General features: G+C 67.8%; 12 protein-coding genes and 1 pseudogene. 6 read left to right on the top strand and 7 right to left on the bottom strand.

What is annotated here, in order from left to right:
• Nucleotides 1–35: 35 nt before the first annotated feature.
• Both KTR9_RS06705 and KTR9_RS06700 read right to left on the bottom strand, forming a co-directional pair.
• Nucleotides 36–338: a DUF2537 domain-containing protein gene (locus tag KTR9_RS06705; RefSeq protein WP_010844792.1), complete on the bottom strand. Its 303-nt coding sequence runs from the start codon at nt 336–338 to the stop codon at nt 36–38.
• Nucleotides 335–1,189, bottom strand: a complete 855-nt coding sequence (locus KTR9_RS06700; protein ID WP_014925759.1) for a TrmH family RNA methyltransferase — start codon at nt 1,187–1,189, stop codon at nt 335–337. Before KTR9_RS06700 ends, KTR9_RS06705 begins: the two co-directional genes overlap by 4 nt.
• An 80-nt stretch (nt 1,190–1,269) precedes the next feature.
• Here KTR9_RS06700 and KTR9_RS06695 point away from each other — a divergent pair, with 80 nt between their 5' ends.
• Nucleotides 1,270–2,493: a GNAT family N-acetyltransferase gene (locus tag KTR9_RS06695; RefSeq protein ID WP_148281254.1), complete on the top strand. Its 1,224-nt coding sequence runs from the start codon at nt 1,270–1,272 to the stop codon at nt 2,491–2,493.
• Between the two features lie 223 nt (nt 2,494–2,716).
• Here KTR9_RS06695 and KTR9_RS06690 read toward each other — a convergent pair whose 3' ends face one another.
• Both KTR9_RS06690 and KTR9_RS06685 read right to left on the bottom strand, forming a co-directional pair.
• Nucleotides 2,717–3,181, bottom strand: coding sequence for a MarR family transcriptional regulator (locus KTR9_RS06690; protein WP_044506095.1), 465 nt, complete (start codon nt 3,179–3,181; stop codon nt 2,717–2,719).
• A gap of 107 nt (nt 3,182–3,288) precedes the next feature.
• On the bottom strand, nt 3,289–4,857 hold the full coding sequence (locus tag KTR9_RS06685) for an NCS2 family permease (RefSeq protein ID WP_010844308.1): 1,569 nt from the start codon (nt 4,855–4,857) through the stop codon (nt 3,289–3,291).
• Nucleotides 4,858–4,881: 24 nt separating this feature from the next.
• On the opposite strand from KTR9_RS06685, the gene KTR9_RS06680 reads away from it, so the two are divergent.
• The 5 genes from KTR9_RS06680 (at nt 4,882) to KTR9_RS27805 (ending at nt 9,248) form a co-directional block, all read left to right on the top strand.
• Nucleotides 4,882–5,130: a DUF2530 domain-containing protein gene (locus KTR9_RS06680; RefSeq protein WP_010844309.1), complete on the top strand. Its 249-nt coding sequence runs from the start codon at nt 4,882–4,884 to the stop codon at nt 5,128–5,130.
• 189 nt (nt 5,131–5,319) lie between these two features.
• Nucleotides 5,320–6,219 (top strand): phosphate/phosphite/phosphonate ABC transporter substrate-binding protein, encoded by a 900-nt coding sequence (phnD, locus tag KTR9_RS06675; RefSeq protein ID WP_014925757.1) that lies wholly within the window; start codon nt 5,320–5,322, stop codon nt 6,217–6,219.
• On the top strand, nt 6,216–7,028 hold the full coding sequence (locus tag KTR9_RS06670) for a phosphonate ABC transporter ATP-binding protein (RefSeq protein WP_010844311.1): 813 nt from the start codon (nt 6,216–6,218) through the stop codon (nt 7,026–7,028). The genes phnD and KTR9_RS06670 overlap by 4 nt, the downstream gene beginning before the upstream one ends.
• Entirely contained in the window at nt 7,009–7,851 is an 843-nt protein-coding gene (phnE, locus tag KTR9_RS06665; RefSeq protein ID WP_014925756.1) for a phosphonate ABC transporter, permease protein PhnE, read from the top strand. The genes KTR9_RS06670 and phnE overlap by 20 nt, the downstream gene beginning before the upstream one ends.
• Nucleotides 7,848–9,248, top strand: a complete 1,401-nt coding sequence (locus tag KTR9_RS27805) for a tyrosine-protein phosphatase (protein ID WP_014925755.1) — start codon at nt 7,848–7,850, stop codon at nt 9,246–9,248. The genes phnE and KTR9_RS27805 overlap by 4 nt, the downstream gene beginning before the upstream one ends.
• Here KTR9_RS27805 and KTR9_RS06650 read toward each other — a convergent pair.
• From KTR9_RS06650 to KTR9_RS06640, 3 genes and pseudogenes are all read right to left on the bottom strand, one after another.
• On the bottom strand, nt 9,245–10,729 hold the full coding sequence (locus KTR9_RS06650) for an APC family permease (protein WP_014925754.1): 1,485 nt from the start codon (nt 10,727–10,729) through the stop codon (nt 9,245–9,247). The two genes, KTR9_RS27805 and KTR9_RS06650, sit on opposite strands and share 4 nt — an antisense overlap.
• Before the next feature lie 22 nt (nt 10,730–10,751).
• A pseudogene (locus KTR9_RS06645) lies at nt 10,752–11,823 on the bottom strand (phosphotransferase family protein).
• Between the two features lie 13 nt (nt 11,824–11,836).
• Entirely contained in the window at nt 11,837–13,087 is a 1,251-nt protein-coding gene (locus KTR9_RS06640) for an acyl-CoA dehydrogenase family protein (protein WP_044506093.1), read from the bottom strand.
• Between the last annotated feature and the right edge of the window lie 67 nt (nt 13,088–13,154).

The following is a 13,154-nucleotide window of genomic DNA, read 5'->3' as shown; positions in this document are numbered from 1 at the left end:
CAGGCAACAGGAGAAGACGCTCGCAAGCTCGCTCCTCAGGCAGCGGGGGGTCGCCCCAGCGCCAGCAAGGCGATCGAGGACGCGACGCCGGCGAGGAAGCCGAGCAGCAGTCCCCACACGACCCAGCGCCACACGGGCCGCGCCCGGAACTCCCACAGGGTCCACCCGAGGCCGCCCGCGACGACCAGAACCGCGGCGATGCCGAGGAAAGGCAGTATCCCCCCGATGAGCTGATAGACCCCGACCAGGACGAACGCGGCGAACAACGCGCACGAAGCACCGACGATGATCCCCAGGACCCATGGCGTGGGCTCGCCGTTCTCCGACTCGACGGTCATTCCCCCATCGTGCCCGACCGTGCGCGCTCGTAGAACGCAACGGCCGCCGCGGTCGCCACGTTCAGCGAGTCGGTGCCCCGGCTCATCGGGATGCGGGCCTTCACATCGGTCGCCGCCATCGCCGAAGCCGTCAGGCCGGGACCCTCGGCGCCGACCAGGAAGCCGACCTTCTCGGCGGTGACCGCCTCGGCGAGAGTCACCGCATCGGGGTCGGGAGTCATCGAGACCAATTGGAAGTCCTGATTCCGCAACAGGTCCAGGCCGCGTGGCCAGTCGTCGAACCGCGCGAACGGCACGAGCAGCGCGTGGCCCATCGACACCCGCACGCAGCGGCGATACAGCGGATCGGCACAACCCTGCCCGAACAGCACCGCGTCGACGCCCAGTCCGGCGGCGTTGCGGAAGATCGAGCCGATGTTCTCGTGGTCGTTCACACCTTCGAGGATCGCGACCGTTCGGGCGTCGTCGAGGATGTCGGGCACCGTGAGCACCGACGGTCGACGGGACACCGCGAGCACGCCGCGGTTGAGGTGGAAACCGACGACCTCGGCCATGACCTCGGCGGTGGCACGGTAGAAGGGCACACCGGCCAGCGACGGGTCCCGGAGATCGGCGTCGAGTTCGTCGAGTCTCTTGGCCACCCCGAGGAAGGCGTGGGTCTCGAACCGCGACGCGATCATCCGCTGGGCGACGAGCACGCCTTCGGCGATGACGAGACCGCGGCCCGGGCGTCCACCGGGCAGGACCGGCAGGTCGGGGCGGCGGTCGACGGAGTTGAGATCGCGGAAGTCGTCGACGCGGGGGTCCTCCGGGTCGTCGATGTCGATCACGTTCACTGCGAGCCCGGGCACCGCAACAGTCTGCCACCCGGACGAACCCGACAGCGCCCGGGTATGAAACTGTGGAAGGCGTGACCAGCGCTTCGACTCCGATGTCACGTCTGTCCCTGAAACGCGCCACCGACGCCGACTGGGCCGACATCATCACCACTGACGCCCGCGCGTTCGCCATGCGCAACCCGTTGCCCGACGACGAGGTCGCCGATCTGCGCGGCAAGGTCGCCGACGACGACGTCGTGCTGGTGCGCGACACCGGCCTGGACACCCAGCCCCTCGTCGGGGTCGCGATGTTCTACCGGATGTCGATGTCGCTGCCCGGCGGTGGTGTGTCCGACGCGGCCGGCCTGTCGTGGGTCTCGGTGGCGTCGACCCACCGGCGCCGCGGCATCCTTCGTCGCATGCTCACCGAACTCGTCGAGCAGTGGGAGTCGGAGAAGTACACCTTCGCGATTCTCACCGCGAGTGAGGGCACCATCTACGAGCGGTTCGGCTTCGGCCCGGCGTGTTTCGCGAACTCGGTGTCGCTGACCCCGGGAGCGGCGATACGGGCCGCCCAGCCCGACGACGCCACCGTCCGCTACGCCGACGCCGACGCGGTGGCCGCGGCGATCCCCGATCTCCACGCACGCTGGACCCTCACGACGCCGGGCGCCCTCACCCGCACACCCGCATGGTGGAATCCCATCCTGGCCGACCGCGCGTCGGAGCGGCCGCTGTCGGCGAGCGGATTGCACTATCTGCTTCACGCCGACGGCTACGCGAGCTACCGCATCTTCAAGGACGAGACCGGCGCGGTGCGCGGCGAGGTCAACGAGGTGTTCGCGGTGACCGACGACGCGCACACCGACCTGTGGCGTGTGCTGATCAACCTCGACCTCATCCCGTCGATCACCGCGTCGATCCCGGTCGACGACCCGCTGCCGCAGAAGCTCGTCAATCCACGGTCGGTGTCGGTGACCGGCACCGCCGACACGATGTGGCTGCGAATCCTCGACGTCCCGGCCGCCCTGGGCGGCCGCCACTACGCGGCCGACCTGGATGCCGTGATCGAGGTGACCGACGAATTCCGCGGGCACGGAGGCGTTTTCGACATCTCGGTACGCGAGGGCGGAGCGATCGTCGCGCCGGCCAAGACGGGTGCGGTGCCCACGGTCCGGCTGGACATCTCGGTGCTCTCGAGCATCTACCTGGGCGGGATCCGACCGTCGGCCTTCGCGGCCGCGGGACGCCTGCACGTCGACTCCCCGGCGACGCTGCGCGCCCTGGACCACGCGTTCATGACCGACCGCGCACCCTTCTCCGGCACGTTCTTCTGACCCTTCGTGGCTCGTCGCTATCGCTCCTCGCACCTCAGGGAGCAGTGGTGAGTCCTCAGGGGCGGGCCACGGCTCACATCGCGCGTGAGCGCCTACCTTCTGCTCCCTGAGGTGCGAGCGAAGCGAGCCTCGAAGGGCGGCCTCACAACACGCCTCACCAGACCCTTCGTGGCTCGTCGCTATCGCTCCTCGCACCTCAGGGAGCAGTGGGTGCGGGGACGGCTCACATCACGCGTGACCGCGGGACGTCGGTGTCGGCCTGCCCGAGGATCTTCTCGAAGATGTGCACAGCCCCGCGCAGGATCTCCCGCTCGTCGAGGGACAGCTCCGCCAGCCGGTCGCTCAACCACGCCTTGCGGGCGGCGAGTTCGTCGATCACGACGTCGGCGCCTTCGGACGACAGCGTCACGATGGCCTGACGGCCGTCGGTCGGATGGGGTTCCCGTCTGATCATCCCCAGATCCGACAGCGAGGCGATGACCCTGGTCATCGACGGTGGCCGGACCCGCTCGGCCGCGGCGAGTGCGCCCGGGGTCATCGGTCCCTCGTGATGGAGCGTGTTGAGGGCGGACAGCTGGGTCAGTGACACCAGCTTGTTCTCGCGGCGGCCCCGGAGGCGGCGCGCGAGGCGGATGACCGCGAGCGACAGATCGCCGGACAGGCTTCCGTCACCATCTGGTGAATTCATCCACCCAGGGTAGGCCAGCCGAGCAGGCCGAAGACCTACGCAATGCGAAATTGAGTCGGGTGGACGACAGGAAACCCGACATACCGGAAGTGCACGGCGTCGGCGCGTCAGCCGATGAGGTCCGAGATCGGTCCGCGGGCGAAATAGGCCACGAAGATCGCGGCGACGAACCAGAGCAACGGGTGCACGGTGCGCGCCTTGCCCGCCGCGGTCGCCATCACGACCCAGCTGATGAAGCCGATGCCGATGCCGTTCGCGATCGAGTAGGTGAACGGCATCGTGACCACGGTCAGGAAAGCCGGCAGCGCGTAGTCGAACCGCTTGAAGTCGACGGTCGTGAGCTGGCCGATCATCATGGCGCCGACGACCACCAGCGCGGGGGCGACCGCCTCGAGCGGGATCACCTCGTAAAGCGGTGTCAGGAACATCGCCACCAGGAACAGCACACCGGTCACGACATTCGCGAGGCCGGTGCGCGCACCTTCGGCGATGCCGGAGGCGGACTCGACGAACACGGTGTTCGACGACGCCGACGCGGCACCGCCGGCGATGGCACCGGTTCCCTCGACCACCAGCGCGCGGCCGATCCCGGGCAGGTTCCCCTTCTCGTCGGCCAGTCCGGCCTCCTTGCCGAGGCCGGTCATCGTGCCCATGGCGTCGAAGAAGTTGGACAGCACCAGCGCGAAGACCAGTACCGATGCCGCAAGAACACCGATACGGGTGAACGCGCCGAACAGGTCGACGTCGCCGACGAGGCTGAGATCGGGCAGACCGCCGAGGGCGCTGGGGATGTCGGGCACGCTCAGACCCCAGCCCGACGGGTTCTCGACGCTCGACCCGTAGTCGAAGATCTGCTCCAGCACGATCGAGAGCACGGTCGTGAGGGCGATGCCGATCAGCAGACCACCCGGGACCCGGCGCACCACCAGGACGCCCATGAGCAGCACCCCGACCGCGAAGATCAGGGTGGGGACCGTGGAGATCGAGTTGTCGATGCCCAACTGCACCGGCACGGTGGTGCCGGCGGCGTCGGGGATGCGTTTGACGAAGCCCGCGTCGACGAAGCCGATGAAGGCGATGAACAAGCCGATTCCGGCCGCGATCGCGGCCTTCAGTTCGGCGGGCACCGCGTTGAACACCGCGGTGCGGAATCCGGTCACGGCCAGCAGCACGATGATGATGCCGTCGACGACCACCAGACCCATCGCCTCGGGCCAGGTCACCTGCGGGGCGATCGACACTGCCAGCAGACTGTTGATGCCGAGGCCCGCCGCGATCGCGAACGGATAGTTGGCGACGAGGCCGAACAGGATCGACATCACACCCGCGACGAGTGCGGTGACCGCGGCGACCTGCGCCAGCGGCAGGACGTTGCCCAGGACGTCGGTGTTCTTGTCGCCGCCCGGGATGCCGCCGATGATGATCGGGTTGAGCACCACGATGTAGGCCATCGTGAAGAAGGTGACGAGACCGCCGCGGAACTCACGGTTGATCGTCGATCCCCGTTCGGAGATCTTGAAGAACCGGTCGAGCGGGCCGCTCGCGACCGGACTGTCCGGACCGGGGGAGGTCGCCGGGAAGTCGGGTTGGCTGTGCGAGTGGCTCGAGGTGTCCGCATCACCGGGAGTGTCAGAGGACCTCAGATCGCGAGACTCACTGGGCTCATCGTGTGGCACGTTCCGAAAGCTACCCTGTTGTCCATGTCCGCGACACCTGAGATCCCCGATCTACCGCGCGCGCTGCGCGCCCCGGAGCCGGTGATCGTGGTCGGGATGATCGCGTGGGCCGTGGCGACGCTCGTCGTGGCGATCTCCGATCTCGGCGGCGACCACGCCCTCGAGATCTGTCTCACCGGTCTGGCCGTCGGACTGCTCGGGACGACCATCGTGCTCGTCCAGCGCGCCGGTGTCCGACGCGGAGACCGCGGGGCCCAGGAGGGGCTGGACTAGTTGCGCCCGCGCGGGTGCCGTGAGCCCGCGCATCAGTGAGCCCGCATCCGTGAGCGTTTCGTCTTCTGTTCACCTGACGTTCCATTCGCAGTACAGCGGTCTCGTAATTCCCCGATACCTTGACGAGTTCGAATACCGGAGTTCTCGCAATCGGCGCGAACCAGCACCGCGTATTTCGAAAGGTCACCAATGCGTCGCTACACCCTTCCGGCGGCAACCATCTTCGGCATCACCCTGCTCGCACTCACCGGCTGTCAGGCATCGAGCGACGACTCGAAGTCCGCGTCGGACGCTCCCATCACCATTGCCACGCTTCCCATTTCGGATGATCCGACCCAGGCGAATCCGGTCGACACCATCGTCGAACGGCTCGAGGCGGAGACCGGCCGCACCGTCGAGGTCACCGATGTGCCGGATTACCTCAGCGTCGTCGAGGCCATCCGCGCCGATCACGTCGACATCGGCATCATGTCCGGGTTCCCTTCCGCGCTCGCGGTCAACACCGGCCAGGTGGATGCGCTGCTCGCCTGGAAGGGCGATGGTGAGCCGGTCTCCACCTGCGTGGTGAAATCCGACTCGCCGGTCCGCACCGTCGAGCAGCTCCGGGGCAAGACCGTGGCCTTCGCCGACCCCGCTTCCAGCTCGGGCTATTTCATGCCCGTGTACATGCTCCATCAGGCCGGGTTGGAGCAGGGCAAGGACTACAAATCGATCTTCTCCGGCGGCCACGAGGGCAGCTTCGCCGCACTCGAGCAGGGGCAGGTCGACGCCGCGTGCACGGCGGTCACCCTGACCCGGCTGGGCGCACCGATGTTCCCGTTCGCCGACGGTGAGTGGCGTGCGGTCGGCGAGAGCCCGTCGATGGACGTCACAGGCACGGTGCTCGCGCGCCAGTCCCTCGACGACGAGACCCGCACCCTGCTCCAGGAGGCGCTCCCGAAGGTGTTCGCCGAGGAGAACGCGGAGGCGCTGGGCGCCTACAGCTCCTTCGCCGGACAGGACGTCGTCATCGCGCCCGATTCGAGCGTGTTCGCCCCCTTCGCCGAGATCGCGGCGGTTGCCGGCGTCGAGCTGGGAGATCTCCAGTGAGCACGGCCGCGCTTGCCCCGACGACCGACGGGGTCCGCAAGGGGCTTCCCCTGGTCACCGTCCGCGGTCTCCGTGTGGCGTACGACGACCGGCCTGTGCTGGATGGCGTCGACCTCGACCTGTTGCCAGGCGAGATGGTGGCACTGCTCGGCGCGTCCGGATCGGGCAAATCCACGCTGATGCGGAGTCTGACCGGTTTCGCCCCCATCTCCGGCGGGTCCGTACGGGTCGCCGGGCACGATGTCACCAACCTCGCCCGCGGCGAACTGCGCACCCTCCGTTCCGAGGTCGGACAGGTCTTCCAGCAGTTCAACCTGATCCCGCAGATGAGCGTGCTGACGAACGTGCTCACCGGCACCCTCCACGGGGCCGGCGCGATCAACCTCGTCGGCGGATTCTCCGGCGCGCACCGCAGGCGGGCGTTGGAGTTGCTCGACCGGGTGGGCATCGCCCACAAGGCGAAGGAACCCGCCCGCTCGCTCAGCGGCGGCCAGCAGCAGCGCGTGGCCATCGCGCGGGCTCTCATGCAGCAACCGAAGATCATCCTCGCCGACGAGCCGGTCGCCTCCCTCGACCCGAAGCTGGCCGGCTCCGTTCTCCGCCTCCTGCGGGAGATCGCGACGCAGGACGGAATCCCGGTGCTGGTGAGCCTGCACGTCCTGCCGCTGGCCCTCGCCCACAGCTCGCGGATCGTCGGACTCCGGCACGGCGAGATGCTCGTGTCGGCACGCACCTGCGACCTCGACACCGCCGAGCTCGCGGTGCTCTACGACGAGGAAGGGGACGACGATGACGAGCTCGACTTCTGAACAGCGCACCCGCCGCGCCGCACCCGACCTCGACCCCGCCGAGCGCGCCCGCATGGAACAGGCCTTCTCGGTGCCGCGCACGCGTTTCCTCATCGGCATCCCGGTGGCGGTCCTCATCCTGATCTGGTCCGCCGGCGGCGTCGGGTTCGACTTCATCGCACTCGGCGACGGCGCGGTGAACATGGCCGAGTTCGTATCCCGGCTCTTCCCACCGGATTTCACGAAGATCGACCTCATTCTGGAGCTCCTCCTGGAGACACTGCAGATGGCGATCGTCGGCACCGTGCTCGGCGCGGTGCTCTCCCTGTTCGTCGCGTTCGCCGCCGCGTCCAACATCGCGCCGAAGTGGTTGTATTACCCGGCCCGGTGGACGATGAACATCATCCGCTCGGTGCCGGACCTCATCTTCGCGCTGATGTTCGTCTCGGCCGTCGGGCTGGGACCGTTCGCGGGAATCCTCGCGATGACCCTCGGTTCGATCGGTTCGATCGGCAAGATCTACGCCGAGGCAATGGAATCGGTCAATCCGGGTCCGATCATCGCGATGCAGGCCGTCGGTGCCTCCAAGCGCCAGGTCATCCAGTACGGCGTTGTCCCGCAGGCTGCTCCGATGCTCGTCTCGTACACGCTGCTGCTGTTCGAGGGCAATGTGCGCGGCGCGACCATCCTGGGCCTCGTCGGCGCAGGCGGCATCGGTCTCGAACTCACCACCGCGATGCGGATGTACGACTACGGACACCTCAGCGCCATCATCATCTGCATCATCGTGCTGGTCACCGCAATCGACCAGGGCAGCGCACTCATCCGAAGGAGAATCACATGAGCACCACCATCGACCTCGAACCCAGCGCCCCGGTCAACCTGCGCGACCTCGGCGGCATTCCGATCGACGGCGGAGTCCTGCGCACCGGCCTCGCGATCCGCACCGACGACCTCGCATACGTCACCGACCAGATCGCCGAGCAACTCACCGCCGACGGGCTCACCGCCATCATCGATCTGCGTTCGCCCCGCGAGGTGGCGGCGACCGGACGCGGCCCGCTCGCCAGGTTTCCGGTTGCCTATCACCAGCTGCCGCTCATCGCGAACGTGGCGGATTCGATGGCGGCGAACACCCCGACGCTCGGCCACGAGGCGATGGGACAGATGTACGTGCGCATGGTCGAAGGAGCCGCACCGCACCTGGTCACCGCACTGAACGTCATCGCCCACACGCCGGGAACCACCGCGTTCCACTGCGCCGCCGGCCGTGACCGGACCGGTGTTCTCGCCGCGATGCTCCTCCTCACGCTCGGAGCGAGCGACGACGACATCGCCGCGGACTACGCCCGCACCGGCGACAACATGGTCGCGATCCTCGCCCGCATCAACCCGGTCATGGGTGCGATGTGGAAGGCGCTCGGCGTCGACCATGAGGCGCAAGACATCGCGGCACTGCTCGACGGCTCCATGGAGGGTGTCGATCCGCCTTCTGCTCGCGGTGCTTCGCGAACGCCACGGAGACGCGCTCCACCCGCTGCGCGCCGCGGGGTTGAGCAACGACACGATCGGGCGACTGCGGCAACGGGCACTGGGCGAATGATGTCGGCCATCACCCACGACACCGGTACCGCGGTGCGCCGCGGTCCCGGTCGTCCTCGCGACGATGCCCTCGACGAGCAGATCATCGTGGCGACCCTCGCCCTGATCGACGCGGAACAGGACGTGACCGTGTCCAGGATCGTCTCCCGCAGCGGGATCAGCCGGGCGGCCCTCTACCGACGATGGCCGTCGCTGACCACCCTCATCGCCGCCGCGCTCGACGTCGGACGCACTGTGCCGCCGGACATCTCCGCCGACGTCGACGACCTGCGCGAGGCCGTGCTCACCGTCATGATGGGCGATCCGGGCGCCGAGCACTCCGAGTACTCCGAAGCGCGACTCCGGCAGCGGATCCGCCTCGTGATGGCGGATCGCGCATTGCAGAAGGCCTATTGGACATCGCATGTCGCACGTCGCCGCGTCCCTGTGGAGGCCGCCCTCCGCACCGGGATCGAACGGGGTCTCCTACGCACCGATCTGGACATCGGAGCCTGCTTCGACGCCATCGCCGGTGCCGCGTACTACCAGATCGTGGTTCGCGGAGACCACCTGGAAGACCCGGCGACACAGGCCCGATTGCGTGCTGTGTTCGATGTGGTGTGGCGAGGGATGACGACCTGGCCGCAGCCGGTGGACTAGTCGCTCGATTCGGTTGACGACGCGGCGAATTCGTCGACGCCGGGTTCGGAGTCGAGTACCTGGCGATTCCGGACCATCATCCAGGCGAAGTACAGCGCCCCCGCGGCTATCAGTCCGAGGACGATCAGCGTCGGCACGGTCGCGTCGTCGGGAGTGACGAGGACGAACAGTGCGAACACCACCCAGATGAGGGCGGCGATCGCGATGGGGAACTCGAAACGGCCGAGGCTGAAACCACCGGCCTTGCGCTCCAAGCGCTTTCGGACCACGAGATACAGGACGACGATCCCACCGTAGATGAGGGCCGGCAGGATCGTCGAGGCGATGATCAGTTCGATGAGTGCCGAACCCGGGAGTGCGAGCATCAACACCACGCCGACGCCGAGGATGAGCAACGTCGCCGGGACCGGCGTCTGCGTTCGCGGATTGACCCGGCGCATCAGCCGATGCGCCGGGAAACGCCCGTCCCTGGCCATCGCGAACACCTGTCGGGCGCAGGCGGCCATCACGACCATGCCGGCACCGAACATCGCGAACACGATGCACACCAGCAGGATTCGTTCGGCAACCGATCCCAGCTGGTCGCGGATGATCGCCGCGACCGGTGAGCCGTCGCGGCTGACTGCGGCGACGTCCTCGATCGCGAGGGTCAGGACGATGAGGAAGGCCAGTCCGACGACCGCGGCGGCCACCACCGAACCGACGATCGCGCGCGGAACGCTCCGGAACGGATCCTTGGCCTCCTCGGCGAGGTTCGCCGCCGAGTCGAAGCCCACCAGGGTCGTCAGGCCCATGACCATCGCGGCCATCACTCCCCCGCCGATGGCCCAGTAGTCCGGCGCACCCGCGGCGATCCCCGCCGAACCCAGGTTGCCGAGATGGCCGCTGCCGGTGACCACCATCACCACCGCGAGCGCGACGACCAGGATCGCGACGATCGCCAGCTCGACGGCGACGGCTCCCGAGGTGAACAGACCGAGCAGCCGGGTCGACGCGATGACCAGGACAGCCTGGACGACGAGTACTGCAACGGTGATGACCCGTGCGACCGATTCGTCCTCGGCCATCCCCAGCAGCGGCATCAGCGCCTGGCTGGCGAGCGCATTGTCCATCGCGACGACGGCGATCGCGAGATACCAGAAGCTCAGCCATCCGAAGAGCCACCCGACCCTGGGGTTCGCCAGCCTCGACGCCCACTGGTACGACGACCCGCTCAGCGCGATGCGGGCGGCGAACTGGGCGACGACCAGCGCGATCAGCGTCTGTCCGACCGCGGCGATGATCCACAGCCAGATGCCCACCGGGCCGGCGGTGGCGAGCACTTCGCCGTAGGTGGCGAAGACGCCCACCGCGACCGAGATGAACGCGAAGGAGATCGCGAACACGGCGAATCCGCCGAGTGTCCGTCGTAGTTCGGGCCGATAACCACCCGTCCCCAACTCGTCGTCGGCGCTGGATGGGGCGATCAGGTCGTCGGCCATGTCGGCCCTTTCGTCGGAGCGATTACAACAGGAGGTCGTCCAATCGCTGCGCGAGAATCCCCACCGCGTAACCGAGACGTTCGAATGCCTTGTTGCTGGTCTGGCCGTGGTAGTAGCGATAGTAGATCTGCTGTGGCGATGACCGCCGCGCGGAACAGACCGAAGATCTCATACCACCGCCAGCGCTCCGGAGTCATGTCGAAACCCATGCGCTCGCAGTATTTTTCGACGAACTCGGCGCGGCTGATCATGCCCGGCAGATGTGTCGGGACCCGGCGCATGAGTTGCATGGCGTCCGGGTCGTCGGCCTGGATCCAATAGGCCATCGATCCCGCGACGTCCATCAGCGGGTCACCGAGGGTGGCCATCTCCCAGTCCAGGATGCCGATCACGCGGGTGGGGTCGTCCTTGTCGAGGACGACGTTGTCGAGCTTGAAGTCGTTGTGGATGACGCACGTCGCGACGTCGTCGGGCTGGTTCTCCGACAACCACACCATCGTCTGCTCGAAATCGGGTACATCCTCGGTGTGCGCGTTGCGGAATCGTGTGGTCCACCCGTCGACCTGGCGGCGGACATATCCCGGGCCCTTGCCGAGATCGGCCAGGCCCGTGGTGCTCGGGTCGACCGAATGCACCTTCACCAGGGTGTCGATGAAGTTGGAACACAACGCGCGCGCCTGTTCGGCGTCCAGCGGGACTTCCGCGGGCCATTCGGTCCGCGGGATGACGCCGTCGATGCGGCCCATCACGTAGAAGTCCGCGCCGAGGATCGAGTCGTCGTCGCAGAACGCGATCATCGGCGCGATGTAGCGGATGGCGGTCGCGAGTTCGGACTGGATCCGGTACTCACGTGCCATGTCGTGCGCGCCGCGCGCCTTGGTTCCGCGGGGCGCCCGGCGCAGGATCAGATCCCTGGCGGGATAGCGCAGCAGGTACGTGAGATTCGATGCGCCACCGCCGAACTGGCGTACCTGCGGTACCGCGTCGAGACCGGCCGGGTCCGAGGCGTTCGCCTCGAGCCACTTCGCCACCACCTCGACGTCGAATGCATCCTCGGTGCGGACCTCGCCGGCACCGGCGACCTCGTCAGTCATTCTCGTTCCCCGATCAGCGGTACTTGCCGAACTCGATGCGCGCAACGACGTTGCGGTGCACCTCATCCGGTCCGTCGGCCAGTCGCAGCGAGCGCGCGCCCACCCAGGCCTGCGCCAGCGGGAAGTCGTCGGTCAGTCCGGCACCGCCGTGCAACTGGATCGCGAGGTCGATCACGTCGAGCGCCATGTTGGGCACCTCGACCTTGATCTCGCTGACCGCCGACACCGCCTCTCGGGACAGGCCCTGATCGAGCAGCCACGCCGCGTGGTGGACGAGCAGCCGCGACCGGTTGATCGCGATGCGGGCGTCGGCGACACGTTCGCTGTTGCCGCCGAGACGGGCGAGCTGTTTGCCGAAGGCCTCGCGCGAGAGTGCGCGACGCACACCGAGTTCCAGCGACTTCTCGGCCAGTCCGATCGCCCGCATGCAGTGATGCACGCGGCCCGGGCCGAGGCGGCCCTGCGCGATCTCGAACGCCCGGCCGGGTCCGAGGAGGATGTTGGACGCCGGGACGCGGACGTTGTCGAAGCTGACCTCACCGTGGCCGAACGGCTCGTCGTAGTAGCCCATGGTGGTCAGCATCCGGTCGATGGTGACCCCGGGGGTGTCGATCGGGATGAGCACCATCGTGTGGCGGGACTTCCGGTCGGCCTCGGCATCGGTGACGCCCATGAAGATGAGGACCTTGCAGTCGGGATGGCCGACGCCGGTGGAGAACCACTTGGTTCCGTTGATGACGACGTCGTCGCCGTCGAGGACGGCGGTCGCGGCCATGTTGGTGGCGTCCGACGACGCGACGGCCGGTTCGGTCATGCAGAAGGCACTGCGGATCTCGGCGGTCAGCAACGGCTCGAGCCACTGCTTGCGCTGTTCCTCGGTGCCGTAGCGGAGCAGCACCTCCATGTTCCCGGTGTCGGGTGCGCTGCAGTTGAAGATGACCGGCGCGAGCCCCGACGAACCCATCGCCTCCGCGACCGGGGCGTAGTCGATGTTGGTGAGTCCGGCCCCGCCGTCGGTGCCGAAATCCGCGGCATAACGACCGGCGTGCTCGGCGGGCAGGAAGAGGTTCCACAATCCCTGCGACCGGGCCTTCTTCTGGAGCTCGGCGATGATCGGCGACGGCGTCCACGGGTCGCCGTCCCCGTCGCGGCGAGCCTTGATGTCCCGATGGATCTCGGGCTCGACCGGCTCGATCTCGGTGGTCACGAAGTTGCGCACGCGTTCGGTGAGTTCGGCCGACCGCGCTGACGGGGAGAAATCCATACCCGACCGTATCGCGGGGCGCCGACCGGTTGGCATCGTTCGGGGCAATCCGGCGTGCCCTTCCACC

This window comes from Gordonia sp. KTR9, assembly GCF_000143885.2.
In the GTDB taxonomy this organism is placed as follows: Bacteria; Actinomycetota; Actinomycetes; order Mycobacteriales; family Mycobacteriaceae; genus Gordonia.
Note: the sequence above shows the minus strand (reverse complement) of the source record. Positions and strands in the feature narration are given on the sequence as shown.

Coding starts and splice junctions, on each gene's coding strand:
- KTR9_RS06705 (WP_010844792.1), bottom strand. CDS start 338: ATGACCGTCGAGTCGGAGAACGGCGAGCCCACGCCATGGGTCCTGGGG.
- KTR9_RS06695 (WP_148281254.1), top strand. CDS start 1,270: ATGTCACGTCTGTCCCTGAAACGCGCCACCGACGCCGACTGGGCCGAC.
- KTR9_RS06690 (WP_044506095.1), bottom strand. CDS start 3,181: ATGAATTCACCAGATGGTGACGGAAGCCTGTCCGGCGATCTGTCGCTC.
- KTR9_RS06680 (WP_010844309.1), top strand. CDS start 4,882: ATGTCCGCGACACCTGAGATCCCCGATCTACCGCGCGCGCTGCGCGCC.
- phnD (WP_014925757.1), top strand. CDS start 5,320: ATGCGTCGCTACACCCTTCCGGCGGCAACCATCTTCGGCATCACCCTG.
- phnE (WP_014925756.1), top strand. CDS start 7,009: ATGACGAGCTCGACTTCTGAACAGCGCACCCGCCGCGCCGCACCCGAC.
- KTR9_RS27805 (WP_014925755.1), top strand. CDS start 7,848: ATGAGCACCACCATCGACCTCGAACCCAGCGCCCCGGTCAACCTGCGC.
- KTR9_RS06650 (WP_014925754.1), bottom strand. CDS start 10,729: ATGGCCGACGACCTGATCGCCCCATCCAGCGCCGACGACGAGTTGGGG.
- KTR9_RS06640 (WP_044506093.1), bottom strand. CDS start 13,087: ATGGATTTCTCCCCGTCAGCGCGGTCGGCCGAACTCACCGAACGCGTG.